This window comes from Brevibacillus ruminantium, from assembly GCF_023746555.1.
Taxonomy (GTDB): Bacteria; Bacillota; Bacilli; order Brevibacillales; family Brevibacillaceae; genus Brevibacillus; species Brevibacillus ruminantium.
Genome location: NZ_CP098755.1, coordinates 5047698 through 5071961 on the forward strand (window position 1 = coordinate 5047698; position 24264 = coordinate 5071961).

26 protein-coding genes and 1 pseudogene are annotated in these 24264 nt (G+C 47.5%); 3 read left to right on the forward strand and 24 right to left on the reverse strand.

The window, feature by feature from the left end; translation table 11 throughout:
- Nucleotides 1–88: 88 nt before the first annotated feature.
- The 7 genes from cccB to hpf all read right to left on the reverse strand — a co-directional run bounded on the left by cccB (nt 89) and on the right by hpf (nt 7904).
- The gene (gene cccB / locus NDK47_RS24855; RefSeq protein ID WP_251872392.1) at nt 89–457 is read right to left on the reverse strand and encodes a cytochrome c551; all 369 of its coding nucleotides are present in this window, start codon (nt 455–457) and stop codon (nt 89–91) included.
- A gap of 79 nt (nt 458–536) precedes the next feature.
- Complete coding sequence (locus tag NDK47_RS24860; protein ID WP_251872393.1) at nt 537–806, reverse strand: YciI family protein; 270 nt, start codon at nt 804–806, stop codon at nt 537–539.
- Between the two features lie 69 nt (nt 807–875).
- Nucleotides 876–1995 (reverse strand): peptide chain release factor 2 gene (gene prfB / locus NDK47_RS24865; protein WP_251872394.1). Its coding sequence is split into 2 segments (ribosomal slippage): nt 876–1913 and nt 1915–1995, totalling 1119 coding nucleotides; the frame shifts between segments, so codons are not numbered across the junction.
- A gap of 172 nt (nt 1996–2167) precedes the next feature.
- Nucleotides 2168–2758 (reverse strand): hypothetical protein, encoded by a 591-nt coding sequence (locus NDK47_RS24870; protein WP_251872395.1) that lies wholly within the window; start codon nt 2756–2758, stop codon nt 2168–2170.
- Nucleotides 2759–2835: 77 nt separating this feature from the next.
- Complete coding sequence (locus NDK47_RS24875) at nt 2836–4269, reverse strand: S8 family serine peptidase (RefSeq protein ID WP_251872396.1); 1434 nt, start codon at nt 4267–4269, stop codon at nt 2836–2838.
- Between the two features lie 253 nt (nt 4270–4522).
- Nucleotides 4523–7045, reverse strand: a complete 2523-nt coding sequence (gene secA2 / locus NDK47_RS24880) for an accessory Sec system translocase SecA2 (protein ID WP_251872397.1) — start codon at nt 7043–7045, stop codon at nt 4523–4525.
- A gap of 298 nt (nt 7046–7343) precedes the next feature.
- The gene (gene hpf / locus NDK47_RS24885) at nt 7344–7904 is read right to left on the reverse strand and encodes a ribosome hibernation-promoting factor, HPF/YfiA family (RefSeq protein ID WP_251872398.1); all 561 of its coding nucleotides are present in this window, start codon (nt 7902–7904) and stop codon (nt 7344–7346) included.
- A 211-nt stretch (nt 7905–8115) separates the two neighbouring features.
- Between hpf and NDK47_RS24890 the strand changes: the two genes are divergently transcribed.
- Entirely contained in the window at nt 8116–9168 is a 1053-nt protein-coding gene (locus tag NDK47_RS24890; RefSeq protein ID WP_251872399.1) for an HD-GYP domain-containing protein, read from the forward strand.
- Nucleotides 9169–9245: 77 nt separating this feature from the next.
- Here NDK47_RS24890 and NDK47_RS24895 read toward each other — a convergent pair whose 3' ends face one another.
- From NDK47_RS24895 to NDK47_RS24910, 4 genes are all read right to left on the reverse strand, one after another.
- Nucleotides 9246–9920, reverse strand: a complete 675-nt coding sequence (locus NDK47_RS24895; RefSeq protein ID WP_251872400.1) for an amino acid ABC transporter permease — start codon at nt 9918–9920, stop codon at nt 9246–9248.
- Nucleotides 9921–10001: 81 nt separating this feature from the next.
- Entirely contained in the window at nt 10002–10796 is a 795-nt protein-coding gene (locus NDK47_RS24900) for a basic amino acid ABC transporter substrate-binding protein (RefSeq protein ID WP_251872401.1), read from the reverse strand.
- Nucleotides 10797–11096: 300 nt separating this feature from the next.
- Entirely contained in the window at nt 11097–11894 is a 798-nt protein-coding gene (locus NDK47_RS24905; RefSeq protein ID WP_251872402.1) for an OmpA/MotB family protein, read from the reverse strand.
- Complete coding sequence (locus NDK47_RS24910; RefSeq protein ID WP_251872403.1) at nt 11887–12696, reverse strand: motility protein A; 810 nt, start codon at nt 12694–12696, stop codon at nt 11887–11889. Before NDK47_RS24910 ends, NDK47_RS24905 begins: the two co-directional genes overlap by 8 nt.
- Nucleotides 12697–12826: 130 nt before the next feature.
- On the opposite strand from NDK47_RS24910, the gene NDK47_RS24915 reads away from it, so the two are divergent.
- Nucleotides 12827–13033 (forward strand): polyribonucleotide nucleotidyltransferase, encoded by a 207-nt coding sequence (locus NDK47_RS24915; RefSeq protein ID WP_251872404.1) that lies wholly within the window; start codon nt 12827–12829, stop codon nt 13031–13033.
- Between the two features lie 131 nt (nt 13034–13164).
- Here the strand turns inward: NDK47_RS24915 and NDK47_RS24920 are convergent, their stop codons facing one another.
- The 5 genes from NDK47_RS24920 to NDK47_RS27910 form a co-directional block, all read right to left on the reverse strand.
- A complete protein-coding gene (locus tag NDK47_RS24920; RefSeq protein ID WP_251872405.1) occupies nt 13165–13410 on the reverse strand; it encodes a transposase in 246 nt (81 codons plus the stop codon).
- Nucleotides 13411–13473: 63 nt separating this feature from the next.
- Nucleotides 13474–13911 (reverse strand): YaaR family protein, encoded by a 438-nt coding sequence (locus NDK47_RS24925; RefSeq protein ID WP_251872406.1) that lies wholly within the window; start codon nt 13909–13911, stop codon nt 13474–13476.
- 45 nt (nt 13912–13956) lie between these two features.
- The gene (locus tag NDK47_RS24930) at nt 13957–14262 is read right to left on the reverse strand and encodes an EscU/YscU/HrcU family type III secretion system export apparatus switch protein (protein ID WP_251872407.1); all 306 of its coding nucleotides are present in this window, start codon (nt 14260–14262) and stop codon (nt 13957–13959) included.
- Complete coding sequence (locus tag NDK47_RS24935) at nt 14259–16493, reverse strand: hypothetical protein (protein WP_251872408.1); 2235 nt, start codon at nt 16491–16493, stop codon at nt 14259–14261. Before NDK47_RS24935 ends, NDK47_RS24930 begins: the two co-directional genes overlap by 4 nt.
- A 38-nt stretch (nt 16494–16531) precedes the next feature.
- Nucleotides 16532–16687 carry a hypothetical protein gene (locus NDK47_RS27910; protein ID WP_407653351.1) on the reverse strand — a complete coding sequence of 52 codons (156 nt, stop codon included), beginning with the start codon at nt 16685–16687 and terminating at the stop codon, nt 16532–16534.
- 46 nt (nt 16688–16733) lie between these two features.
- Here NDK47_RS27910 and NDK47_RS24940 point away from each other — a divergent pair.
- Nucleotides 16734–17171, forward strand: a pseudogene (locus tag NDK47_RS24940) (N-acetylneuraminate synthase family protein); the annotation flags it as partial.
- Nucleotides 17172–17710: 539 nt separating this feature from the next.
- On the opposite strand, the gene NDK47_RS24945 reads toward NDK47_RS24940, so the two are convergent.
- The 8 genes from NDK47_RS24945 to NDK47_RS24980 all read right to left on the reverse strand — a co-directional run bounded on the left by NDK47_RS24945 (nt 17711) and on the right by NDK47_RS24980 (nt 24264).
- Nucleotides 17711–18610, reverse strand: coding sequence for a polysaccharide deacetylase family protein (locus NDK47_RS24945; protein WP_251872409.1), 900 nt, complete (start codon nt 18608–18610; stop codon nt 17711–17713).
- A gap of 85 nt (nt 18611–18695) precedes the next feature.
- The gene (locus tag NDK47_RS24950; RefSeq protein WP_251872410.1) at nt 18696–19055 is read right to left on the reverse strand and encodes a flagellar protein FliT; all 360 of its coding nucleotides are present in this window, start codon (nt 19053–19055) and stop codon (nt 18696–18698) included.
- An 11-nt stretch (nt 19056–19066) separates the two neighbouring features.
- Nucleotides 19067–19444: a flagellar export chaperone FliS gene (gene fliS / locus NDK47_RS24955; RefSeq protein WP_251872411.1), complete on the reverse strand. Its 378-nt coding sequence runs from the start codon at nt 19442–19444 to the stop codon at nt 19067–19069.
- Between the two features lie 15 nt (nt 19445–19459).
- Entirely contained in the window at nt 19460–20977 is a 1518-nt protein-coding gene (fliD, locus tag NDK47_RS24960) for a flagellar filament capping protein FliD (RefSeq protein ID WP_251872412.1), read from the reverse strand.
- A gap of 15 nt (nt 20978–20992) precedes the next feature.
- Entirely contained in the window at nt 20993–21328 is a 336-nt protein-coding gene (gene flaG, locus NDK47_RS24965) for a flagellar protein FlaG (RefSeq protein ID WP_251872413.1), read from the reverse strand.
- A gap of 74 nt (nt 21329–21402) precedes the next feature.
- A complete protein-coding gene (locus NDK47_RS24970) occupies nt 21403–22152 on the reverse strand; it encodes an acylneuraminate cytidylyltransferase family protein (protein ID WP_251872414.1) in 750 nt (249 codons plus the stop codon).
- Nucleotides 22101–23237 carry a UDP-N-acetylglucosamine 2-epimerase gene (gene neuC / locus NDK47_RS24975; RefSeq protein ID WP_251872415.1) on the reverse strand — a complete coding sequence of 379 codons (1137 nt, stop codon included), beginning with the start codon at nt 23235–23237 and terminating at the stop codon, nt 22101–22103. Before neuC ends, NDK47_RS24970 begins: the two co-directional genes overlap by 52 nt.
- Nucleotides 23230–24264, reverse strand: a complete 1035-nt coding sequence (locus NDK47_RS24980) for an N-acetylneuraminate synthase family protein (protein WP_251872416.1) — start codon at nt 24262–24264, stop codon at nt 23230–23232. The genes neuC and NDK47_RS24980 overlap by 8 nt, the downstream gene beginning before the upstream one ends.

Here is a 24264-nt window from a genome sequence, read left to right on the forward strand (position 1 = left end):
ATAATAAAAATTCATACAAAACACAACCCTTTCCACATAGAAAAAGCGCCCGACGGGAAAAATCGGACGCTTGTCTGTGTCATCTCTATTATTTTTTGTCTGCAAGCCACGCAGCTACGGTATCTGCGTCTGCCCCGGATACAAGACCACCGGGCATTCCGCCTTTCCCGTTTTTCAGGATCTCCAGAATCTGCTCTTTGGTGTATCTATCTCCGACCTTCGTCAGATTGGGACCGACTGCACCCGAAAGATCCTGCCCATGACAGCTGGAACATTTGCTGTTGAACAAGGTTTGTGCCGTGGCAGCATCATATCCGCCCGAAGGTGCACTCGGAGCAGTTTCGCCCGCTGGTGGTGTCGTCGCAGGTGGCGGTGCAGCTTGTTTGCCGCCGCCTCCACAAGCTCCCAGCAACAGAACAAGCGCAGCGGAAAGGACAGTTAATGGGAATCGCTTCATGGCTGTTCCCTCCTTATTGAAGAATATTTCTTCGCTAAGTATGCCTCCGCTGCGCTCTATTCATTCTTGATTTAACAAATCATCCTAAAGGAAATTCCAGAGCGCCCCACTCTCGCAGTTCCAGCGTCCGCGCTCCTTCTTTGATTACCGGATCTGCTTCGGCCAGTTCCCGTGCTTCCTCTTCGGATGAAGCTTTGTAAATTACCATGCCGCCTTTTTTGTCCGTAAACGGGCCTGCCATCACGACCTTGCCCTGTTTGTACAAATCATTGATATAGTCCAGGTGGGCCGGGCGAATTTTTGCATTCAAATCCGCATCCGTAATGGTTAGCATTGCGACGTAGTACATTGGTTTCCTCTCCCTTTGCTATGGTTTGTCGTCTCATCCTGCCATGCGGCACTGCGAAAATGGACCTGCTTATTGTGGACGGTCGATTTGTGACCGCAGGTAGGCATCAATAAAGGAATCAATCTCTCCGTCCATCACCGCTTGCACATTTCCAATCTCCACATTGGTGCGATGATCCTTCACCAGGCTGTAAGGGTGGAACACGTAGGAGCGAATCTGGCTGCCCCAGGCGATATCCTTTTGCTCGCCCTGGATGGCTTGCAGGGCTTTTTCCTGCTCTTCGCGCTTTTGTTCAAAAAGGCGTGCCATCAGCATCTTCATCGCACGCTCACGGTTTTTAATCTGCGAACGTTCGGTTTGACAGGTGACCACAATTCCCGTGGGCAAATGGGTAATCCGAACCGCAGAGTCGGTCGTATTAATATGCTGTCCACCCGCTCCGCTGGAACGATAGGTATCTATCTTCAAATCCTCGGAACGGATGTTGATCTCATTGTCATCCTCAATCTCGGGCAATACGTTGCAAGACACAAAGGAGGTATGACGGCGTCCCGATGAATCAAAGGGGGATATCCGCACCAGACGATGAACGCCTTTCTCTGATTTCAGGTAGCCGTAGGCATTGTGTCCCTTGATCAAAAGGGTAACGCTTTTGACCCCCGCTTCGTCTCCCGGCAGATAATCCAGCGTTTCGACCTTGAAGCCACTGTCCTCGGCCCAACGGGTATACATGCGGAGCAGCATGGAAGCCCAATCCTGGGATTCGGTCCCGCCGGCCCCCGGATGAAGCTCCAAAATCGCGTTGTTTTTATCGTACTGATCACTGAGCAGCAGCTCCAGCTCGAAGCTTTCAAATTCCTTGCGCAGCTCCTGCGTGCTGTTGTACAGATCCAGAATCATCGATTGATCGCCTTCTTCGATGATCAGCTCCAACATCACCTGCAGGTCTTCATATTGGGAATCCAGCTTGACCATGGTCTCTACCAGGCTCTTCAATGCGTTCAGTTCGCTGATGGTCTTCTGGGCAGCGTCATTGTCATCCCAAAAATCGGGGGCCAGCATGCGCTCTTCCAGTTCACCAATCCGCTCCTGTTTTACTGGGAGGTCAAAGAGACCCCCTGATATCCGCTAAACGTTTAGCCATGCTTGACATCTCTTGTTTGATGTCCGCAATATCAATTAATGCCATGTGCGAATCACCTACTCTTTTTTATGCTATGTTTCATTGTACCGTAAATCGGCGGATTCGCAACATGACTGCTGCTGTTTGGGTACGCCCCTATTCGTGAGGGTTGTACGTTTGTGCAGGTTGTACATCGTTGAGGTTGTATATTGGGGCAGGTAAGACTCTAGCTGTCACATCAAGGCGGCGCGGGAGCAGACCTCGTCTCCTGCGGTTCCCTCGACATTGCGACCGGTCCTTCTGAACGCTTGCTGTATTCTCCCATCCAGACCAGGAAACCGCCTTTTGTGGACTTCTGCCTGTAGAGTAGAACCCGTTTACCCACGGACCTGTTCCCTCCCTTTGGCTGTCTTTTATAGCTGCTCCCATTTCCCCCGTCCGTGATCAAAGCGACTTGTTTTGGGGGCATTTGTCCCCAGCCGTTCCAGTTTGGCTCTGCCAGCTCCGTGGTCAGCCGATGATCGTCGAACACCGCATCCTGCCGGAGGAGCAAGGTCCAGTCCTGCTTCTTTGCCTCTTGTGTTTCATTGGCTTCTTGAGCTGCCAGAGCTTCTTGAGTTCCCAGAACTTTTTGAGTTCCCAGTACTTCTTGAGCTTCCATAGCATCTGTATGCTCTTGGGCTTCCTCAGCTTCCGGAACGGTGCATTTACCGAACAGAAAACTGCTTGTTCCGGAAGCTCCCCTTTTCTTTATCAGCGTCCAGGTCTCGTCAATTCTTTCCAGAATAAACTTCGCCTGAATCCCCATGACACGATCTCCGGTTCTCATGCCTCTTAACCTCCGTCCCATATTATGTCGTAACGGCTCGTTTAAACCTCAGCGTAAAGCGTAGGTGGAGGGAGTGTTCATTCGGTCAGTGCATTGTAAATATTTGCTTCCCCTGCTCCGAAGAGCTTGTCCTGTCCACGCTTGCCGTAATCCTCTGCCGTCTTGTAGATCAACGCCGCTATCTGATTTGGCTTCATCTTCGGATTCTCTGATTTGATCACAGCAGCGATTCCGGCCACTTTTGGCGCTGCCATGGAGGTTCCATGCATGAACGCATAGCCTTTCAAATCGGAGGTAAAGTATGGAGGAAGATACGTCGGGTAAGTGGACAATGCGCGATAGTGGAAGTCTCGCTTGTCGAGATAATCGCCCTTTGGATCTTCCCTGTACAGCCTGTCGTATTCCGGCCCGTTGTCCCCGCCTGGCGCAGCGATATCAATGGGGTTTCCATAGTTGGAATAGAAGGCGATTTTATCAGTAGACCATTCATTGGAAGACGATACGGTAATCACTCCCGGAATCTGGGCAGGCACCACGCGGGAGGGTCCTTTGATATCCAGGCCGTAGGTTTCCTTCCAGTACTCCTGCATATCATGCAGGTTCCCCAGCTCACGCGAGTCGTTTCCGGCTGCTACTACGACGGTCACGCCTTTTTTCACGGCGTATTGGACCGCTCTCTTGTATGCAACCATAGAGGCGGACTCTCCCTTTTCCCCGTAGTTATGAGCCATCCAGCGCCAGCCGCCGAGACTCATGTTTACGACATCGACGCCGTCATTGGCTGCGGCCACCAGTGCATTGGTAATCCATGACTGCTGCGCTCCTCCTGACGCCCCAAATACGCGGTAGGCGCGTACTGTCAGATCAGGCCCCACTCCCAATACCTTTCCATTGGCAGCGATCGATCCAGCCACATGTGTTCCATGGCCATTTTGATCCCACGCATCTTTTGTTCCCGGCACGAAAGTCCGGCTGCCCGCCTCATCCGCATTATCCCGTAAATCAGGATGGTCAAAATCAAGACCCGTATCGATGATGCCGACGACGGTGCGGGAGTTGCCTTTACTGATATCATGGGAGCGGAAGTCATTGGTAATCCGTTTGATATCCCACTGGAGATCATGGTAGTTCTGGTCGGGATCATCCCAGTCCGGTTGCGGGACATCTGTGATCGGCTGGCCGTCAGCCGCTTCCGGTCTCTCCTGATCCAGATATACCTCCAGCTCCTCTTCGGCCGCCAGAATGGTTTTGTCTTTTTTTATGTTTTTCAAAAAGTTCGGATCATTGGAAGTAACGGATACAATCCCTACTTCATCCACAACTGTTTCCACTGATCCTCCCAGTTCTTCAATCCGTTCCTCAAAATCGCTCGGAATATCATTTTTGTAAGCGATGAGATACGTCGTTTCCTTCCCTTTCGCAAAGATAGGCGTCTGTACCGCTGAAAGGGCGGACATCGCCAACCCCAATACCAAAGTGGAACTGAGTAAAACATTCACGGTTTTCTTCATCGCTATCATCCTCCAGGCAAAAGTAATAAGACGTACCTTTGATTCTACGGATTATGCCTACCTTTTCCAGAAAAATCGTTCGCTACTTTTTTGCAGGGTCAGACAAACCATTCGTGTTTCGGCAACGAAAAAACCGGGAAAGGGGCGAAGCCTGTCTGACAGTCAGGAAGAAAAACGAAAAAAACCACCCCTTCCCATAGGGAAAAGGTGGTTCGCTGATCGAGATTATCCTCAGGCTGTACTTGCTTTTTGCTTACTGACCGCGCTTCATCTGACGGCGGCGTTCCTGTTCCTCCGCCCGGCGCTGTGCACGGTTTTTAGGGTCGGCATCCCCCGAAGTCTCGCTTACTGGACGTTCGGATGGACCGGACGTTTGCAGCTGGGACTGATCGGCAGCCTGACCGCGAATGACTTCTTGACGCTCCAGGTTTTGGCTGACTTCCGCTTTCATGATGTACATCGCCACTTCTTCTTCTACAGCAGCGACCATCGACTGGAACATCTCATAGCCCTCGAATTGATATTCACGCAGCGGATCGTTCTGGCCGTAAGCCCGCAGGTGAATACCCTGACGAAGCTGTTCCATAGCATCGATGTGGTCCATCCATTTGCTGTCGACAGCGCGCAGCACAACGACCTTTTCAAATTCACGGAACATCTCACCGATCTCAATCTCACGCTGCTTGAATTGCTTGAGGACCTCTTCCTTCAGGAATTCGGTAATTTCCTCGGCTTCCTTGCCCTTCAGCTGATTGACGGTCAAGGTTTCATCATGCAGGATTCCGTTGTTGACCGCTTCGACCAAGCCTTCCAGATTCCATTCCTCCGGCACTTCTTCCTTCGGACAGAAGGTCTCGACATGACGGTCGACGACACTGTAAATCATCGGCAGTACCACATCGCTGAGCGCTTCCTGCTCCAAAATGTCGCGGCGTTGCTTGTAGATGACCATACGCTGCTGGTTCATCACATCGTCATACTGCAGAACCACTTTACGGGCGTCAAAGTTGGAGCCCTCCACCCGTTTCTGGGCGGATTCGACCGCACGTGTAACCAGGCGGCTTTCAATCGGCATGTCTTCTTCCATACCGAGGCGGTCCATCATGTTCATGATGTTGTCCGCTCCAAAGCGGCGCATCAGCTCATCCTGCATGGAAAGGAAGAACTGGGAAGAACCCGGGTCTCCCTGACGTCCAGCACGTCCGCGCAGCTGGTTGTCAATCCGGCGGCTCTCATGGCGCTCTGTCCCGATGATATGCAGACCGCCCAGATCCGCTACACCTTCTCCAAGCTGAATATCGGTACCGCGACCAGCCATGTTCGTCGCGATCGTAACCGCACCGTACTGACCCGCGCGCGCGATAATCTCGGCTTCACGGGCGTGCTGCTTGGCGTTCAGGACGTTGTGCGGCACACCTTTTTGCTTCAGCAGATGGGAGAGCATCTCAGAGTTTTCGATTGAAATGGTACCGACGAGGATCGGCTGGCCTTTTTTATGTCGCTCGACGATGTCATTCACAACAGCGCGGTATTTGGCCGCTTCTGTTTTGAAAACAAGGTCGGGATGGTCTTGTCGAACAACCGGTTTGTTCGTCGGGATAACCACGACGTCCAATCCGTAGATTTTCTTGAATTCTTCTTCTTCCGTCTTGGCTGTACCGGTCATACCGGAGAGCTTCTGATACATCCGGAAGTAGTTTTGCAGGGTAATCGTAGCCAGCGTCATGCTCTCGCTTTGGACCCGCAGGCCTTCTTTGGCTTCGATCGCCTGGTGCAAACCCTCGCTGTAGCGGCGTCCCACCATCAGACGGCCAGTAAATTCGTCAACGATGACAACTTCGCCATCTTGAACGACATAGTCTACGTCGCGTTTAAACAAGACCTGAGCCTTCAGTGCCGCAGTAATGTGATGGTTGAGAGTCATGTGGGCCGTATCGTACAGGTTTTCGATGTTAAAGGCCTGTTCGACCTTGGCGACACCTTCATCCGACAGGGTTACGATTTTCAGCTTTTCATCGACGGTATAATCTTTTTCCTGCTCCAGTCGCTTCACAAAATGCGCGCAGATATAGTAAAGCTCTGTCGTCCGGTTCGCAGCACCGGAGATGATCAGCGGTGTACGCGCCTCGTCAATCAAAATGCTGTCCACTTCGTCAATGATGGCAAAGTAGAGCGGTCGCTGAACCATCTGCTCTTTGTACAGCACCATGTTGTCGCGGAGATAGTCAAAGCCAAATTCGTTGTTGGTCCCATACGTAATATCACAATAGTAAGCCGCTCGTTTCTCCTCCGCGGTCAGTCCTGTTTTGTTCAGTCCCACACTCAGACCTAGGAAATTATAGAGCTGTCCCATGATCGTGGAGTCACGCTCAGCCAAATATTCGTTCACGGTTACGACATGGACCCCTTTGCCCTGAAGCGCGTTCAGGTAGGTAGCCAGCGTCGCGACGAGGGTTTTCCCCTCCCCTGTCTTCATCTCGGCGATACGGCCTTCCTGCAGGACCATACCACCGATCAATTGCACATCAAAGTGGCGCATGCCCAGCACCCGTTTGGATGCTTCACGCACTACCGCAAACGCTTCGTTCAGAATGTCTTCCAATGATTCGCCCTTTGCCAGGCGATTTTTAAATTCCTCTGTCTTCTCACGCAGTTGCTCGTCCGTGAGTGCTGCTACTGTTGGCTCCAGCGCATTGATTTTTTCCACGCGCTTGAACATCTTTTTGACTTCACGTTCATTGCTGTCGCCAAAAATCTTTTTCACGAGTCCCAGCATAAGGACACCCCTTCCAAGTGGCAATACTACCTCGATTATTTCTTCATGCGCAGCCACATCTGCAGTCCCCGCAGGGGGCTACCTGTGACAAATGAACCAGCTTCTTGGTACCTTTGTATTTTCATGTGCAAACCGCTGTAAACCTGAACGGCGTACAGGGGGACACACTCTTCCAATCCATGAAAACAGGAAGCCATTTTGTGATGTTTCTTCCCTAAAATGATATTTTATCAAATGATAGCGTAAGTACACAAGTAAAGGGAGTTGCCATAATCAGCAACTCCCTGTTTGCCAGTCGTTATTTCGGTTCAATCAATCCATAGCGCCCGTCATTTCGGCGGTAAACTACATTGACATCATTTGTGTCGCTGTTTTGGAATACAAAGAAGCTATGTCCTAGCATATCCATCTGCATGACGGCTTCATGGGCATCCATCGGCTTCAGATTAAAGCGCTTTGTGCGGACGATATCGATTTCGACGTCGTCCCCGTCTTCCAGGTCCTGCGTCAGCACGGCTACTGGCTGGCGGGCATTTCCGATGGCCCTGTTGTTGGATTCGAAACGAAGCTTGCGGATCAGTTTGGTCTTATGCTTGCGGATTTGTCTTTCCAACTTCTCTACCACTAGATCAATAGCGGCGTACATATCTTCGTGCGTTTCTTCTGCGCGAAGGATGACCCCGCTGAGAGGAATGGTTACCTCGATGGTCCCATCACCTCTGATGACACTCATCGTTACTTGTACTTCTGTGAGGCTGGAATCCTCAAAATACTTAGCAAGACGGCCCACTTTCTTTTCTACATACTCTCGAAGTGCTGCGGTTACTTGAATGTTTTCTCCACGAATTTGGAATTTCATGGTTAAAACCTCCTTCCGTCTTTCCTATAACTATTCCTTGCGATTGTAAAAAATCCTCCCGCTTCCTTCAAAATTCCTTTACAAAAACTTAAATTTTCTACAAGAAACGACAAGATTCTAGTAAAGTCACCAAGCTATGGTATACTACTACAATTAGGTAATATTTACCGTGAGCATTTACCGTGCATGACTATAGAATGGAGGAATCCTCATGGAAGAGGCAAAACCTTCGCATTCCATCACGGGGAAGACGCTGGCGGAAGACGTTTACAACGAAAACGGTCTTTTGCTCCTGCCGGCGGGCGCGGTCTTGCACCCAAGTGATATACGCTTACTCAGCGCTCACAAGGTCAAGCAGGTATTTGTGGCCAATGACGACCTTATACCAGACCCACCTTCTCCCTTGCTCCATTGGAACGAAGTACAAGCAGCTCACGAATATATGGCAGCCGTTCAACATACAGAAGAGTTATTTATCCGCATCGCTACCGGCTCCATTCCTCCTCTTCACCAATTTAATCAGGTGTTTTACCCCTTGCTGGACGATATCTTGCAGCGCCATGGCGTTCAACGCTTTATCTACGTAAGGGAAGGAAATGCCCAATACACGTACCGCCACTCCCTGCACGTCGGCATCCTTTCGGCCCTGATCGGCAAATTAATGGGGCAATCGGAGGAGCAGATCGTGTTTTTAGGCCAGGCCGGACTTTTGCATGATGTGGGAAAAATGATGATTCCCCAAGAGATCCTGGTCAAACCGGACAGCTTGACAGACGATGAGTATAAAATCATGAAACAGCACACCAAACTGGGAGAGTACCTCATTCGCAATATGGATGGAGCCGATGAAATGCTCGCCCTGTGTGCGTTGCTGCATCATGAGCGTTTGGATGGCTCAGGCTATCCGGAAGGACGCCGGCAAGAAAACATTCCATTTGAATGCCAGATTGTCAGTGTCGCCGACGTGTTTGACGCCATCTGTACAGACCGGGTCTATCGCAAAGGCACATCTCCCTTTGAAGCTGCGACCATTCTGTCCGATCTTGCCTACGCCGGTAAACTGAACCCGCAAATCGTCACTCCCTTTATCCACTACGTCATCATGCTGTATGTCGGCACAGAAGCTTATCTTAACTCTGGAGAGCGCGTCGAGATCCTTCTGATTCACACGGACGAGCCTATGCGCCCGTTGGTGCGTCGCAAAGGAGAATACCTGGATTTGCGTCAGCATCGCACCCTGCAGATCCAATCGATCATTGAATAACGAGAGGTTTCCTCCCGCACCAAAAATCCCCTGTACCTTTCGGCAACAGGGGATTTTCATTCATGTGTCTCGTGCATTTATTTGGGGGTATATTTCTTTTCCAGGCCCCTGACCACGACTCTTGACAAGAAAAGGGTCAGGACCAGATAAATGGCGGCTTCCGTCAGGTACGGGGGATAGCGCTCGAAGGTGCTCTTGGCGATGCTCATGGCCGCGTAGTTCAATTCCGGAGTCGCGATAACAGCCGTGAGCGACGAGTCTTTCAGCAGGGAGATAAACTCGTTCCCCAGCGCAGGGAGCATCCTCGTAAACGCCTGTGGTATCACGATCAGTCTCATCGCCATCCCCTTGGTCATCCCAAGGGAACGAGCTGCCTCCATCTGCCCAGGATCAATCGATTGTATTCCTGCACGGAAAATCTCTGCGATATAGGCTGCCGCATTCAAGGATAACGCGATCATACCTGAATAAATGGCTTCCGGACTGCTCTGCCCCGGAAAGAATACCTCCCAAATGGAAGGAATGACTGCAAAGTGAATCAAAAGGATTTGGACCAGCATCGGGGTTCCGCGAAACAGTTCGACATAGATGGAACAAGGTATACGAATCCAGGCTTTGCCGGACTGTTTCCCCAAAGAAATAAACAGCCCAAGAAGTGTACCAATCAAAGTAGCTACCGCCGTCAGCAGTATCGTGTTGAAAAATCCTCGGATAAGCAACTCTCGATAATTATAAACGACGCTCCAGTCCAAAGGTGTGCCCTCCCTTCCATGCTGCTTGGCTTACATAGAAAAACAGGGCACGCCTTTTGACGTACCCGGTCGTATCCACATTTACTCTTTACCGAAGTACTGGTTGCGAATTTCTTCCAGCTTTCCGTTTTCCTTGATCTTCTTCAATCCCTCGTTGATTTTGTTCATGATTTCTGTGTTTCCTTTTTTCACCATGATGCCGTAATTCTCTTTCTCAAAGGAATCGTCCTTGATCAGCTTAAACTTTTTGTCCTGGATTTTTTTCACATAGTACTGAATGACACCGTTGTCTCCAATGACGGCTTCCACACGTCCATTAAAGAAATCATCAACAGCAGACGGCATGTCATCGTATTCCTTCAGACCTTGATACGTATCGCCAAATGCTTTCTTCACCACTTCTCCGCCGGTGGTAGCACCTTGAACGCCAATTTTCTTGCCTTTCAGATCAGCCAGCGTATTGACGGGTGAATCCTCCGCTACCAGGATCAATTGATTGGCCTCAAAATAGGGTTCAGAAAAATCATACTTCTTTTTGCGGTCATCAGTTATCGTGATGGAAGAGATCCCAATATCTACGGTCCCTCTGTCCAGGCCATCAAACAACGGGTCCCAACCGGTATTCTTCCATTCAACCTTAAAGCCTGCTGCTTCGGCGACCGCATTTAAGACATCAATGTCGTGTCCGGTGATCTTGCCGTCAGCCTCCAGCACTTGAAATGGAGGATAAGCTGCATCTGTGCCTACGACGTAAACCTTGTCTGCTGTGCCTCCTCCTGTCGCAGACTGGTTCCCTCCCGATCCACAGGCAGATACCAAAAGCCCTACGCCAACAGTCAGGATCAATGATGTCCACCATTTTTTCCTCAGTTTCATGTGTTCAAGCCCCCCTCATCTGTATCTGTCTTGATTCTTTTTTCCCCAGCACTGTCCACAACGTGAGGTTGATTATTTTGCCTCATCCACAGATTTATCCACATTATCCACAGGGCGTTGTGCACAAGCGGGGGATAACTCACCCCTGCTGCTCATGCTGTCCATACTATGTTAGCGATCAAGAAAAAAGGAACAAGGGTTCGTATAGAAAAAGAAAGAAGGATTCCTATCAGATATACTTCTATCTGATACATGCGAATCCTTCTTCAAACTTCGGTTATTTACAGAAAATTTTCTGTATTATATTTTTTCTGCCAAAATGACAATTTCCACCCGCCGATTTCGCTCTCGATTTTCAGCATTGGAGTTGTCCACCAACGGCTTGTGCTCGCCCCAACCGGCTACCGTAAAGCGGGAAGCCGCCAGCGCATGCTCATCGACCATCTCGCGCATCACGGCGATCGCCCTGGCGGAGGAGAGCTCCCAATTGGAGCGGTACACACTATGTACAATCGGCATATCGTCTGTATACCCTTCGATCCGCACCCGGTAAGAGAAGTGCTCCAGTACCTTTGCTACGGTACCGATTACTTGCTTGCCCTCTTCCTGCAAATCGGCAGACCCGCTGCGGAACAGGATCGCGGCCGGCAGCCTCACACGCAGCCCTTCTTCCGTTTCTTCATAGTCGATATTCAGCTCTTGCAGGGCTGAAGAGAGCTCTGTCCGCACGGTTTCCATATCGCGGTCTGCGTCGTCCCCCTTTTCCGTGGGCACCGCCGGTTTTGGCAGGACCTCCGTCCCCGTTTTTTCATCAACCAGCGATTCCAGGGTCGACCGCCGCGCCTCCAGCTCGTGAACCTGCCGCTGCAGCTCCAGCTTCTTGATGTTGAGCAAATCGAGGCTTTCCTGCACCTCCTGAAGGTTTTCCTGCTGCTTTGCTTCCTCCTGTTTGACCTCCTGCATCTCTACCTTCAGCTTGGCCGCATGGGCCGCTGCGACGATCAGGATAATCACAAACAAGAGAGTAAACAAGTCACTATAGCTGATCAGCCAGCTTTTCTCCAGCTCTTTCTCGTCGTACAGCCGCTCGTCATGCATGGAGATCCTGCCTTTCAATCGTCCCTTTCATACTGCCTGGGGTCTTGATCAGCACCAGCTTTTTGTCGCCCGGCAGGAACGAATTCAGTTTTTCAAACAACACGCGCGGTGTCTCCATCCGCTGCAAGCCGAGGCAGCCCTCCAGGTACAGACGCTTTTCAAACATCTCTTGATCCACCAGGTCCATCAGGCGATAGTAACACGGCAAGGCAAACATATTGGCCAGAAGCGCACCGTACAGTGTTGCCACAATGGCGGCACTCAAGCTGTATCCAGTCTGGGTCAAATCAGACAGCGTCTCCAATACACCTGTCATCCCGAGCAGCGTCCCCACCAGCCCCATGCCGGGAGCAAGCAAGCTGACCAGACGAAAGAAGCCAGCGGCCTGCTGGTAGCGATGCTGTTCCCCTTTTAACTCGTTCTCCAGTATCAGGCGGAGTTCTTCCTCCGGCACTCCTTCAATCGCCAGCAGACTGCCGCGACGAACGAACGAGTCCTTTTCATTCTGCAGCTCTTTTTCCAGCTCCAGATAGCCCTGTTCTTTTTGCACCAGAGCATAGTAGTAAAACCGCTTGATCGTTTCCTCTAGATTTCCCTCGCGGCCGTGGATCAACAGCCGCACCAGTTTTCGCACTTCCAGATGCTTGCGCTTGATCGCAAAGGAGATGATGACCGACAGCCCGACCAGCTCAAGGGCGGCGAGGTTTACCAGTTCAGACAGGCTCCCTTTCAAATAAACTGCATGTGTGAAAATAAGCACTACTGCTCCCACCAAGAGGAGCGAGCGTCGTTTTGTCGCCAAAGCCTGTCACCTTCCTGCTTGCATTCTTCTCTTCCTGTTATCGGAGATGTCCTGTTTCATTATAATAGCAAAGAGTTTCCAAGCCGATAAGAAAATGAGGGACCGTTGTAGAAAAAGGAGGGGAACTTCTATGGACCTAAACTCCATCATGGGAGCACAGCTCAGCCAGCTCCAGCACACCGTCAGTCTCAGCATGATGAAGATGGTGCAGGCTACACAGACTGCCAGCGCTACTGTCATGCTGCAGGACTTTGTCCAGGCTCAGCAAGGCGTACAGCAGGCCGCGCAAGCCGCACCTCACCCGACCGCGGGCAATGTGATTGATGTCAGCGTGTAGGCAAGGCTGCCAGAAGCTTACTCCGGCTTTGGGAAAAATGTATGACTTGTGATTTTCGACAGACGAAACAGGCTGCCTGAACGGGCAGCCTGCGGTCGTTTATGTAGGCACGTTATGTGTCTAACATGGTTCTACTTGCCAACCTCATCTTCTGCATGTTGACCTGGGCTGATTTTTCTATGTCCACGCCGTTCTTCCAGACCTTCCAGTCCATACTCCCGGAAATTTTTTACCCACCGGCGGATGTAAGAGCTGCTGCTAAGATTCAGTTCTTGTGTCACCCGATTATAGCCCATGCCATCCTCTACATACATCTTTACTGCCTTAAGCTTAAACTCTACCGAATATTTCTTGAATGTCTGGCCTTTCATAGGCATAAAAAAATCCCCCTGAGCAAACGGCTTCTCAGATGCCCTCCACTTCTATTAGAAAAGGAGCTTCTATACAAATATATTCAATACCAAACCCTTAATCTCCCCGACACGTTCAAGAATACGAAGACCCGGCTCCTGATTTTTCAGAACCGCATCTGTTAATTCCAACAACTTCTGGTCTACTTCCTTGACAACTTTAAACACTCGGGAGCGGCCTCTTCGATTAAAGCCTTGCTGTTCTTCCAACTTCAGACCGTTTTTGACAGCATCATCAAGCAAGCTCTTGACCAGTGATTTAAACTTCCTCAAATCTCCGACAGTGCGTGAGTCTGCAAGGATTTTCCCTTGCTCCTCAATGTCGACAACCAATTTTTGAAGGCGTTCAGCATTTAGCTGATTCCTTCCTTTGTTCATTAGTTCGGAAAAAACAACACGATCTGCCGGCACATCATGTTTGGCCTTTCTCTGTTCCACGGATAACTGTCCGATCTTGTTTACTTCCATCTCGATCCGTACCTTTCCTCAAAATCTATGACAGAAACTGAGCCGTCACGATCTTCCCTTCAGCTTTTCCATTTCCTCTATCAACAGAAGGATTTCAGCGACGACCGAGTACAACTGTGGCGGGATATTTTCTCCAAGATCCATATCGATCAAATTTCTTACAAGCAAAGAATCTTCCTGAAGAGGGATGTCATTTTGTCTTGCCATCTCCATAATCTTTTCAGCAAGATGACCTCTCCCCTGTGCGGTAACTGTCGGTATGTAATCCCTCTCCTGGTCATAGCGGATGACAGCTGCCATAGGGCCGTTTAACGCTTGCCTCTGTTTTTGATTAAAAGATTTACGGATCATATTTTTAGATCCAGCCCTTTCGCAGCCGAGACAGCCTCTTGGGAAGTAGCGGCCCCCCCTAGAACAGGACTCGGTCTTCCTGCTTCCGTCTCTTCTTTTTTCTGTTCGGTAAATTGGGTAAATGTGACTCCTATCACATTGTAACCAATCTCTGCCAGACTATCCTTGCATCTTGTGACAAGCGACTCCACTTGCTGTTTAAACTGGGGCTGGTCATTTTTGATGGTGATAGACAAATTACGCTCAACTGCTTGGATATGGATGCCTGTCTGTCCCATTTTCTTGGTTTCAATTAGAAAATAAAGGCTGCAATTTTCCCAATCCACTTTTTGACCTTCGTTCTTTGATTGGACATACATTTTTACGTTCTCCAGCCCGTTTTCAAGCAACAAGGGCAATTGCATAAACATGTTCTGCGGTTGATTCCCGGCTTCTGGCTTACTTAGCAATTGTTGCCCGGTTAAGTTTTGGAGGACTTGCTCAGCCGCCAGACTTACTTTGCCGTTCGCAAGCGTTCTCTCCCCTGCTTTGGCGAGCTGGAGCAGTGCTGTTTTTAAGTTATGAGGATTCTCTTCACGCCCTCGTTGCTGCTGATGTTTATGGGAATCTGCCAGATCACTTTCATAATTTAATCCAAGCGCTCTTATAAACTCAAACATGTTTCGTGCAGAAGGCGGGTGGCTCTGAAAATGCTGCGCTGTTTCTGCTACCTGGGAAAAAACCTGGGCCGCTGGAATCTTGTCTGCAAACAGGCTTTGTCCGGTCGCAAAGTGCTGTATCCGAACATCGGACGGCCTCCAGTTCATCGCATCCAGCTTTCCCTTGACCTCTTTGAGCACAGTTAAAGCCTGTACATGTTCTCCTCTGGCTAACAACCTTTTCGCCTCAGCTAAATCCCCGCTTGCCCTGATCAGCTCTTTTTCTGTTTCCATATCAGTCAGCATCATCATTTCACTCTTTAGAATCGCTTTGTCCAGCAAGTCAATGGTCGACTCCAGCAGCGGCTTAACTGCTGCCTGACTCTGAGTCCTGTTTATTTCTGCCACCTGGATGACATTGCTGATATATTTCACAATCTCTCTCTTGGCAGATTGGAACTGGGCCGCCGCCTCATTCATCCTCTGTGTGAACTGAGTGACGACCAGTTCTTTAGACGTCAAAAAGGGAGCAAGACTCATCCCTGCCTGATCCTCGTAGGCAACACCGCTTGAAGGGATCGACTGCGCTGCTTCTGCCGAGTTGGTTGGTTCCCCAACCAGATCACCCGCTGCTTGATCAAGCAGTTTGAGTATTTGCTCACGTCCGACCTGTTCCCACCCCATCTGTTGCAAGGTGACAGCTTGCTCAAGCGCCTGCTCTACCCGAGAGGCTGCTTTACCATTCAACTGAGGCTGCCTGCGAAGCTGGTCCTGATATTGATTCAATAGTTCCTCCAAGGAGGCTCCTTGCTGCGACAACACTTTCAGTTTTGAAAAAAGTTGACTCAGGCCCCCTGCATTAACCGCTTCACTCGCCCTGCCCTGGGAAACCGCTGCCGCCCCGGTTGCTGGCAAGGGCATCGTGGAGAGGCTTGAATTTTCTAACACAGCCAGTTGTTGGATCACATGAATCATCAACTGACGAGCTTCCCCTTCCTTACCAGTTTGCTGGAGCGCGGCAGCTTCATATAACACTTTGCTCAGCTTCTCAGCTACCTGTGGCGGTATTCTCGGGTTGCTGGCAAGCCTCTCCCGGATAGTCTTCATCGTCTTTTCCAAGTCGCTGCTTTTACCCATAAGCTTGTTTGTACTAGCTTCCGCACTCTCCAGTCCCGTCTCTCCAGCCTGTGCCAGATCGTTCAGCGCGCCGCTCAAAGGCTGGCCGTGCAGAGCTTCATGGACCGCTCGCAGATGCCCCGCAGTAACCTCAATTTTTTTATCAGCCAAAGCCTGGACTGTCTCCAGCTTTTGTTCCATGCTTCCGAGAGCTTTTCCCATGAACTCTTTTAAATCCTGCACTGCTTTTTTATTCAGAGAAACGCCGCTATCCAAAAGGATTTTGGCGGACTGCTTCATCTCCGGAGTGGGTTCCATCCCCAAACCGCGCAACATGCTGGCTGCATCGGGTTGACCCTTTGAGCCGGCTGTAGTGACAGTCGCCCCTGCTTGGGGAGAATCTCCCGGACTTTCAGTTATGGGACCAACCACACCTGGTTGCAAGGAACTTGACGTTGCGGTTATATTTACTCTCATTGGACTTCACTCCCCAAAGGATAGACACGTGCTTTGCTCTATCTTTCTTTATCGACAGAATCACTTAGGGAGTTTACACAAGAGCATACGTCCGCAGCACCTTTTCCAAGGCGATTACGACATCCCGGCGCATGCAAAGCTGCCGTGCCGTTTGTAAAGGCTACGGCATAGCGGGCCCCAACCATTTGCGCCACCTTTTCTTCAAACTCCTGAATTTTCGGTCCCTGTGTCAAAATTTGGGGAACGCAGGGTTTCCGTAACCATCGCAATGTCTTCTTCCGTAATCGACTGCCTTCCGTGCCGAAGCAGGGAGAGTTTCTGATTCAGAATCAGCAGAGTTTGTGGAAAGGAAAATCCTTGTACGAATTGTACCAAGAAGCCGCAACCCCGTGGTCATGGCACCAGCCGATATTTGAACGCTGCCGGGAGTTGGGGATGATTGGTTTCAGTTCGCCCTTTGATAGTTCTGCGGTAGATTTTTTGGAGAGTCTGGACGTCCCCCTCTAAAATGCCGATGTTCCATTGATCCGCAGAGTGGCCCGAACAGGAAAACCGTTGAGCATTTCAACTGGAATAGCCTCTTTGGCGGAGTTGGATGAAGCTGTGCGAGCTGCCTGGGAAGAGGGATGTACCGAACTGATTTTATTGAAATGTACTAGTACTTACCCAGCGACGCCTACCCAGAGGCATCCACACGAAAGAGGACATGGGCCATGGACTGCTCACCTCTGTAGCGCTTGTTTTCTCTTGACAGTGTATACGGTGGTGGGGGGGTGATTGTGCGTTTTCATAAAAAAACTCTATCTCTTCAAAAAGTCCATGGTTGGTGTGGTTGAAGAGTAGAGTTATTAGTTCGTTGTGATTATATAATTGTTACTTCCCTGGTTAAGTAAAGGAAAAATGAATACCCATCCCAAACCGAACTAAAGTTCAGCGCCTGTCCAACAGGAACAATCCGGTCTATCGCGCGATTCGGAATGACTTCAACTGAACCCCTTTTACGTTTAGATCAAAGGCCAACCCTAAGAGGCCAATTGATTCCCCTTCATTCCAAGCTCCGAGGAAACCATAGTGATGCTCTCCAAAAACCCTCCGGCCCACGGGATTTTCATAAAACATGTAATTCAGCAATGCTTATCCCTGCTGAGTACATGATTTTTTGCCCAAAGATTGAATAGCTGATTGCAACAAATCCGTTTCGTTACGGCGAAATACCCTTACTTCCATGGCACTTCACTCCTCGGAGGTAGCGAGATACAATCATATCGGTGTAACCAAAAAGAATCCAGCCCGTTATTGAATCCTGACTTTGTCGTAAAGGCCCCTTTGAACCCATGATCCCTTAATACTTCCCCAAGTTCTTTCATCATACGCTCTGCCTGCGTGCCGCCTCCAAATGCCGGGGTGTACCACTTGGCATCTACGCCGAGCCTGTCAGCCATAAATTTACGGCACGGCTCGATCTCGCTATCATAGAAAGCTTTCGCGTCTCCTGTAAAAGGCCGATGATGAGCAGCATGTACTCCAAGTGTCATGCCAGCTTGGCACATCTTAATGAATTCACGCTCATTAATGTAGTAGCTGTTAATAAAATTCTCAAATGAGTGAAAAACGGAAAGGGCTTTTTCCTCCAGGAATGACCTGCTTTGCTGTTCAGTTAAATGAAAGTTCAGAGCGTATTTATTATACCTTCTAAAGGGAGAAGACTCATATGAATAATAATGACTTCGTTCTGGTACGGCCTTTACATCAAACCTTGCAGTAAGCTCTCTCCATATTTCTTCGTCTGTGAAAAAAGATAACACTGTATGAATTAAGTGGAATACGGGAACGCGGCGCTCCAAAAGCGGACCTGACATGACTGTAAAGTACGCAGGAATCCCTTTCTTTTGAAGGATCGGAAATGCAATTTCATACTGGTCTTTTGTAGCGTCATCAAACGTCAACACACAATAAGGCTTTTTCCCCCTTGGCTTATTAAGGTCATCAGGAGCTACAATATCGTAATGTTTGGTTGCCCACTCGATTTGAAGCTCGAATTCTTTGGGGTCAAATGGAAAAATCCCCTTCAACCCAGGGATCTGAACATAATGGTACATGATGGATATATCTTTCAATACTATTTCTCCTCAGATGTTTTATAACTGTTTATCGAAAAAACTCTATCTCTCCACTGAACTGGTCAGAGAGGATAGAGTTCTTTTACTTTTTGGAATCAAAGAAAGCTCCGTAAGCATTTGGCCCAGTATCGTGGTAAGTATTCATGGATATTTTGCTTCGTTGAATATCCGCGAGCTTTTTTTGAACTTCTTGTTTTCGATTTAACATCAATGGCAACAATCCTTGATTGATTTCATGGATCTGGGACAATATTCTGCGATGCGAATCAGTGAGTACACAACCTACTGATATCATCCCGTCTACCTCATGGATCATCGCTTCACGCTTGTCTAGCAAACTCAACCACATATCTGGATCACTATCATTTTTCGTTACGGCTTGCTCCAGTTCAATCGTTAGCTGGAGTAGAGCTTCTACGGCAACGTCAATCCCCTGTACCATACACCTGCTCCTTACCCATGCTTTTTGGCAAGTACCATGGCTTCTTTCCATGTATCTCGAAGCTGTACGAAATAGTCCTCCACTTCCATAAGAATGGTAGCGTCTTTACGAATGTTGGCTTCAATCATCCGCTGAAGCATGTAATCGTACATTTTCTCAAGCTCTTTTGAAATAGGGTATTCCCCGTTTAGAGTGGAAAGAAGCTCGTACAAGATGTTTTGTACTTTTAAACAAAACTCATGTGCCTTTGCAATATCCTTCTCTTCCATAGAACCTTTTGCTTGTTTAATAAATCGGATTGCGCCATTGTACAGCATGAGCGTCAATTCGCCAGGAGTAGCCGTCGTTACCTGATTTGATTGATAGGTCTGAGCAGCATTATGTAACATCTGCATCTCTCCCTGTTATTGTTGGCCAAACATTTGGGCAAACCAATTGCCTTGAGATTGGAACTTGGCCATCGCTTTTTCCATTGCAGTAAACTGCTTCCAATAGCGGTCTTCAATCAATTTTAAACGATCTTCCCATAGGTCAATTTCTTTATTCGTGTTCTTAATGTTGCGACCGATTACACTATCGTCAACAGTTGATAATGAACTACCAGCTTCTTTTGTGACTTTGTCCATCGCTTTGGTTAGTTGGGAATAAAGACGCTCAGCTACACCACTCTCGCTAAACTTAGTTGCAGCATCGTCGCTTTTACTGAAATTAGTAAATAATTTAAGGACATCATCCCCATTATTACGTATAGATTCACGTAATTTCGTTTCATCGATATACAGTTTTCCGTTCTCTTGATACGCATATTTACCACTTGGAGGGCCGCCTATGCCGATTTTAGACAATGTGTTAAAGCTCTCATTAACTCCGTCGACTTTTAATGGTGTGCTGATTGCATAACGCATCTGGTCCAGGGCACCTTTTAAAATCGGATCGCGCAGCAAAATACCACTTTTGGCCATAGCCTCCATTTTGTCCGCTGTTTTTTCTGGCAATGCTTCTTTTTCTTCGTCCAGAAGTGGCTTGTAACTTCTATACTTGGGTTCGGAGATCTTTTTATTAATCTTGTCGATCACTTCGTTGTACTTGTCTACGAAGCCTTTGATCATGTTAAAAATTGATTCTTCATCAGTCTTTGTGCTGATGTTAATCGCAGATCCCTCATTCGAAGCTTTAAGGGTAAAATCGACGCCATCGAAGGAAATAGTATTCGTTTTTGACGTATGCTCTATTCCGTTTATATGAACGATCGCATCTCTCCCAGCCGACCGAGTAGAAGAATCTTTACTGCTGGTTATACCTAGTTTACTGCCGTCACCAAGAAACTCTACAGTAAAGAAATTCTTATCTCTTGTGGGGTCTAAATTATCTGTTCCCGTTAACGTAGCACCAGACGTTGATGTAAAAATCAACTTGCCATCCACAAATTTTGCCTCAACGCCCACACCTGATGTTGTATTTACTTTTTCAATAATCTTTGAAATTGAATCAGATTCCTCGATGGTTATACTTTTTCCGTTAACGATTAAGGTTCCAGAGACGTCAGCCTGCTGATCTTTGCCTGTAATCCCTTGCACTTTAAAATCTACACCCGCCGGCATCTCTGCTTTTGCCAGCTGCTTCACCTCGACAGCAAAGGACGAATATTGCGGAGTACCCACAACTTTTGCAGCAACAATCCCATCATTTTCCGAAAAGGCAACTTTTCTTTTAAAGTTGGATGAATATCGAATCATTTCTACTGATTTTCTCAATTCATCAAGAAGGGTGTTCATCTCGCGATAAGTATCGCGCTTCCACTCATCCGTTTGCTTTTTTCTTACCAAACGATTGACTGGTTCGCGTTGTGCCTTCATCAGGTCTTTTATCATTTTTTCGGTGTCTAAGCCAGAAGCCATGCCGGTAAAACGAATCGGTGCCATTCATGTTTCTCCCTTCTATCTTTTCTCGTCAACTAGCAATCCTATCATCTCGTGCATCTTCGCTACCATATCCATTACTTTTTTAGAGGGAATCTCCCGGATTACTTCGTTCGTTTGATCATTTATAACCTGTACATAGTATTCATTCAAATCTTCGTGAAGCGTGAATTTGATATGTGAACTCGTAGACTGTAACCACTTATTTATTCCGGCAATTTCCAATTCAATTTCGCCTTTACTATGCTGTTTATCTGGGGACAATGGCGTTTTTTCTACAGGCTGAGTATTAGGCAGGTTTACTTCGGAATAGGGCTTCACCTTACCATAGCCTTGGATTGAACCGACGTCCATTGATAATCCTCCTTAAGATATACTTTCTATCATAGTTATCGGGTTTTTGAGAGAAATACTTAACTTTTTCTTTGCTACCTATTCCCATTCTTTGCACTGTTCATCAATATCTCGCAAAATAGCATATCGTTCTCTGAATCTATATCAATACTTATTTCATTTTCCATATAAAATGGAAGCGCTGGTTCTATAAAAAAAGTATTCTGCTCTAAAAAACTGGCAGTTTCCATAAAATAAATTGCTCCATTTTGACGAACTACACGTGGTAATTGTTGTCTTGGTTTACTTAAACTTTGTCTATTTTTTAAGGGAGTAAGAGTGCCGTTTTCCTCATAAAAAGTCTTGTATGGATGGTGTTCTACCTCTGTCACGCTGATTGTACATCGTGAATTGTGTTTGAGGCTCATGACAATGCAATCCGTGATATATTTCTCAGACCGTAAAGGAGAAGTCGGCTGGAGAAGAACAAAAAAATCCGGTAGCCTCCCTTTCTTGATGCAGTCTTCTAAAACATGACGAACTACATCTTCTGATAAGGCGGTATCGGTTGCCAGCTCAAAAGGTCGATCTATAACCTCAGCCCCTGAATCTAAACTAATTTGTTTAATCTCTTCATCCTCCGTACTCACAATGCAGCGATCTATCAGGGGGGATTGAATAGCTGCCTCTATCGTATAGCTTATCAGAGGCTTTCCGGCTATCTTCCGAATATTTTTTCGAAAGATTCCTTTCGATCCACCACGAGCTGGAATGATTGCTAAAATGCTAGGCTTCATTGCCTTATCAATAAATCCTGAAACTGTTTTTGTTTCGATGTCTCCCATATTGCCCCTTCCTCCAACACATTCATGAATAGGGTCGTACTATTTCCGCGGCCAAAACTAAAGCACGGCTCCCTTTTTGTAATCTGCGAAACTACCTTAATAGCTTCCAATATCTCATTGCATTCATTAGACACATTGTAAATCGTACTATGAAAGAATCTATTCTCCTGTCTGCTTCCAATATTAATTGCTGGCACGCCGTATACTGGAGCCTCATGAATACCAGTACTGGAATTACCAATAATGTATTCAGTATTTTTTAATAAGGTTAAAAAATACTCAAATCGCAATGAAGGAAAGATTCTAAAATGAGGATTATTTTCTAAAAGCTTATATTCAGCTAAAATATCATTACTCCCCAAATCGTTATTTGGGTAGATAACAACATGATTTTGACCACTGGAAATCAAAGCCTTTACTAACTGATTGGCGTGATCTCGAATAAAATCCAATTCCGTAGTTACCGGGTGATATAATACAATTCCGAACTTTTCGAAATATATATCATACCGTTCTCGTACTTCTGCCAGGGATGGTAGTTGATCAGAAAGCATAACATCAATGTCAGGAGAACCAATAATAAAAATATGATTGGCCTTCTCGCCTAATTGTTCTAACCTAGCTGCTGCTTGATTATTAGCTACAAAATGTATGTGAGACAACTTCGACACAGAGTGTCGGATTGATTCATCTATGGTTCCCGACAATTCTCCTCCTTCAATGTGCGCAACTAAAATATTGTTTAAAGAACCAACAATAGCTCCCGCCAAGGCCTCAATCCGATCCCCATGTACAACAATCAAATCAGGTCTGTCTTCATGTATAAATCTTGAAAGTCCGCCAATTGTGTTGGCTAAAACCAAATCCATGGGCTCTCCATGGATTTGGTTTCGAAACGTATGGATATTTTTAAAACCAGCTTTATATACTTCTTCCACCGTGTTTCCATAACGGGAAAGCGTGTGCATTCCCGTAACAAAAATTGCACATTCAAATAAGGGAGATCCATCAACAGCACGTATTAATGGCTTTAACTTACCAAAATCTGCCCGAGTGCCTGTTAGAAATAAAATTTTTTTACTCATCTATATTCTCCCACCGAAGTTGCTCGTCTCGTTTAATCGGAGATAGTGCTTTTTTCCCTAAAAGGCCGTTAAAATGCTCCGCTTTTATTTCTCCCGTACCCGGCCTTTTCACCCAAATATTTTCCATTGAAAGCTCTTCTCCTGCTTCGATATCACGAATGGCAACTACACAAGCATACGCGAAATCTATTGTCGGCTGTTCTTCCTTTAAAATGGTTTTTCCGCCACCAAGAGCTTGGAAAATTGCTTTGCTCCCCTCAATTAACTCTTTTAACTCTGTAGGGTTCATTGAAATGGGAATATCAGGACCAGGCCAACTTTTATCGGAAGTAAAATGACGTTCAAGTATCCTTGCTCCTAGAGCCACCGCACCAAAGCCAGGATAGTTAGACAATGAGTGATCAGACAATCCTAGAACTGCATCGGGGAATTCCTGAGCAAGCTCCTCCAATGCTCCTAGCCGAACCTTGTCATATGGCGTAGGATAGATACTGGTACAATGCATGAGAGCAAAAGGAGTGTTATATTTTCGAAGAATAGCTACAGATTTTCTAATACTATCCAGGTTATTCATACCTGTGCTTAAAATAACTGGCTTTCGGTAACGAGCGATATGCTCTACGAGAGGATAATTATTACACTCTCCGGAACCAATTTTATACGCGAGGACACCCAATTCTTCCAATTGCACCGCTGCTGCTCTAGAAAATGGGGTACTGAGAAATAGCATCCCTTTCGCTTCTGTATATTGTTTCAGTTCTCTTTCTTCTTCTTTTGTTAAAGCACATCGACTCATAATATCCCAAATCGATTCTTTTGCATTCCCTGGAATAACGTTATTTGGAATCATTTCGTCATTTACAACATGAGTCTGAAATTTGACACACTCACATCCTACAGCCGCAGCATCATCTATCATTTGTATGGCTTTCTCAAAACTACCCTCATGATTAATACCAATTTCAGCAATTACGAAAGGAGGATGTGAAAGTCCAATCTTTCTGTCTCCAATAATGAATTCATTCAT

Bases quoted from the DNA above. Each gene is read 5' to 3' on its own strand.
- NDK47_RS24915 (WP_251872404.1), top strand. From the start codon at position 12,827: ATGGACCTAAACTCCATCATGGGAGCACAGCTCAGCCAGCTCCAGCAC.
- NDK47_RS24930 (WP_251872407.1), bottom strand. From the start codon at position 14,262: ATGATCCGTAAATCTTTTAATCAAAAACAGAGGCAAGCGTTAAACGGC.
- neuC (WP_251872415.1), bottom strand. From the start codon at position 23,237: ATGAGTAAAAAAATTTTATTTCTAACAGGCACTCGGGCAGATTTTGGT.
- NDK47_RS24890 (WP_251872399.1), top strand. From the start codon at position 8,116: ATGGAAGAGGCAAAACCTTCGCATTCCATCACGGGGAAGACGCTGGCG.
- fliD (WP_251872412.1), bottom strand. From the start codon at position 20,977: ATGGCACCGATTCGTTTTACCGGCATGGCTTCTGGCTTAGACACCGAA.
- NDK47_RS24870 (WP_251872395.1), bottom strand. From the start codon at position 2,758: ATGAGAACCGGAGATCGTGTCATGGGGATTCAGGCGAAGTTTATTCTG.
- fliS (WP_251872411.1), bottom strand. From the start codon at position 19,444: ATGTTACATAATGCTGCTCAGACCTATCAATCAAATCAGGTAACGACG.
- NDK47_RS24920 (WP_251872405.1), bottom strand. From the start codon at position 13,410: ATGCCTATGAAAGGCCAGACATTCAAGAAATATTCGGTAGAGTTTAAG.
- NDK47_RS24935 (WP_251872408.1), bottom strand. From the start codon at position 16,493: ATGAGAGTAAATATAACCGCAACGTCAAGTTCCTTGCAACCAGGTGTG.
- NDK47_RS24905 (WP_251872402.1), bottom strand. From the start codon at position 11,894: ATGCATGACGAGCGGCTGTACGACGAGAAAGAGCTGGAGAAAAGCTGG.
- NDK47_RS24980 (WP_251872416.1), bottom strand. From the start codon at position 24,264: ATGAATGAATTCATTATTGGAGACAGAAAGATTGGACTTTCACATCCT.
- cccB (WP_251872392.1), bottom strand. From the start codon at position 457: ATGAAGCGATTCCCATTAACTGTCCTTTCCGCTGCGCTTGTTCTGTTG.
- flaG (WP_251872413.1), bottom strand. From the start codon at position 21,328: ATGGACGTCGGTTCAATCCAAGGCTATGGTAAGGTGAAGCCCTATTCC.
- NDK47_RS24875 (WP_251872396.1), bottom strand. From the start codon at position 4,269: ATGAAGAAAACCGTGAATGTTTTACTCAGTTCCACTTTGGTATTGGGG.
- hpf (WP_251872398.1), bottom strand. From the start codon at position 7,904: ATGAAATTCCAAATTCGTGGAGAAAACATTCAAGTAACCGCAGCACTT.
- NDK47_RS24950 (WP_251872410.1), bottom strand. From the start codon at position 19,055: ATGGTACAGGGGATTGACGTTGCCGTAGAAGCTCTACTCCAGCTAACG.
- NDK47_RS24970 (WP_251872414.1), bottom strand. From the start codon at position 22,152: ATGGGAGACATCGAAACAAAAACAGTTTCAGGATTTATTGATAAGGCA.
- secA2 (WP_251872397.1), bottom strand. From the start codon at position 7,045: ATGCTGGGACTCGTGAAAAAGATTTTTGGCGACAGCAATGAACGTGAA.
- NDK47_RS24860 (WP_251872393.1), bottom strand. From the start codon at position 806: ATGTACTACGTCGCAATGCTAACCATTACGGATGCGGATTTGAATGCA.
- NDK47_RS24900 (WP_251872401.1), bottom strand. From the start codon at position 10,796: ATGAAACTGAGGAAAAAATGGTGGACATCATTGATCCTGACTGTTGGC.
- NDK47_RS24925 (WP_251872406.1), bottom strand. From the start codon at position 13,911: ATGGAAGTAAACAAGATCGGACAGTTATCCGTGGAACAGAGAAAGGCC.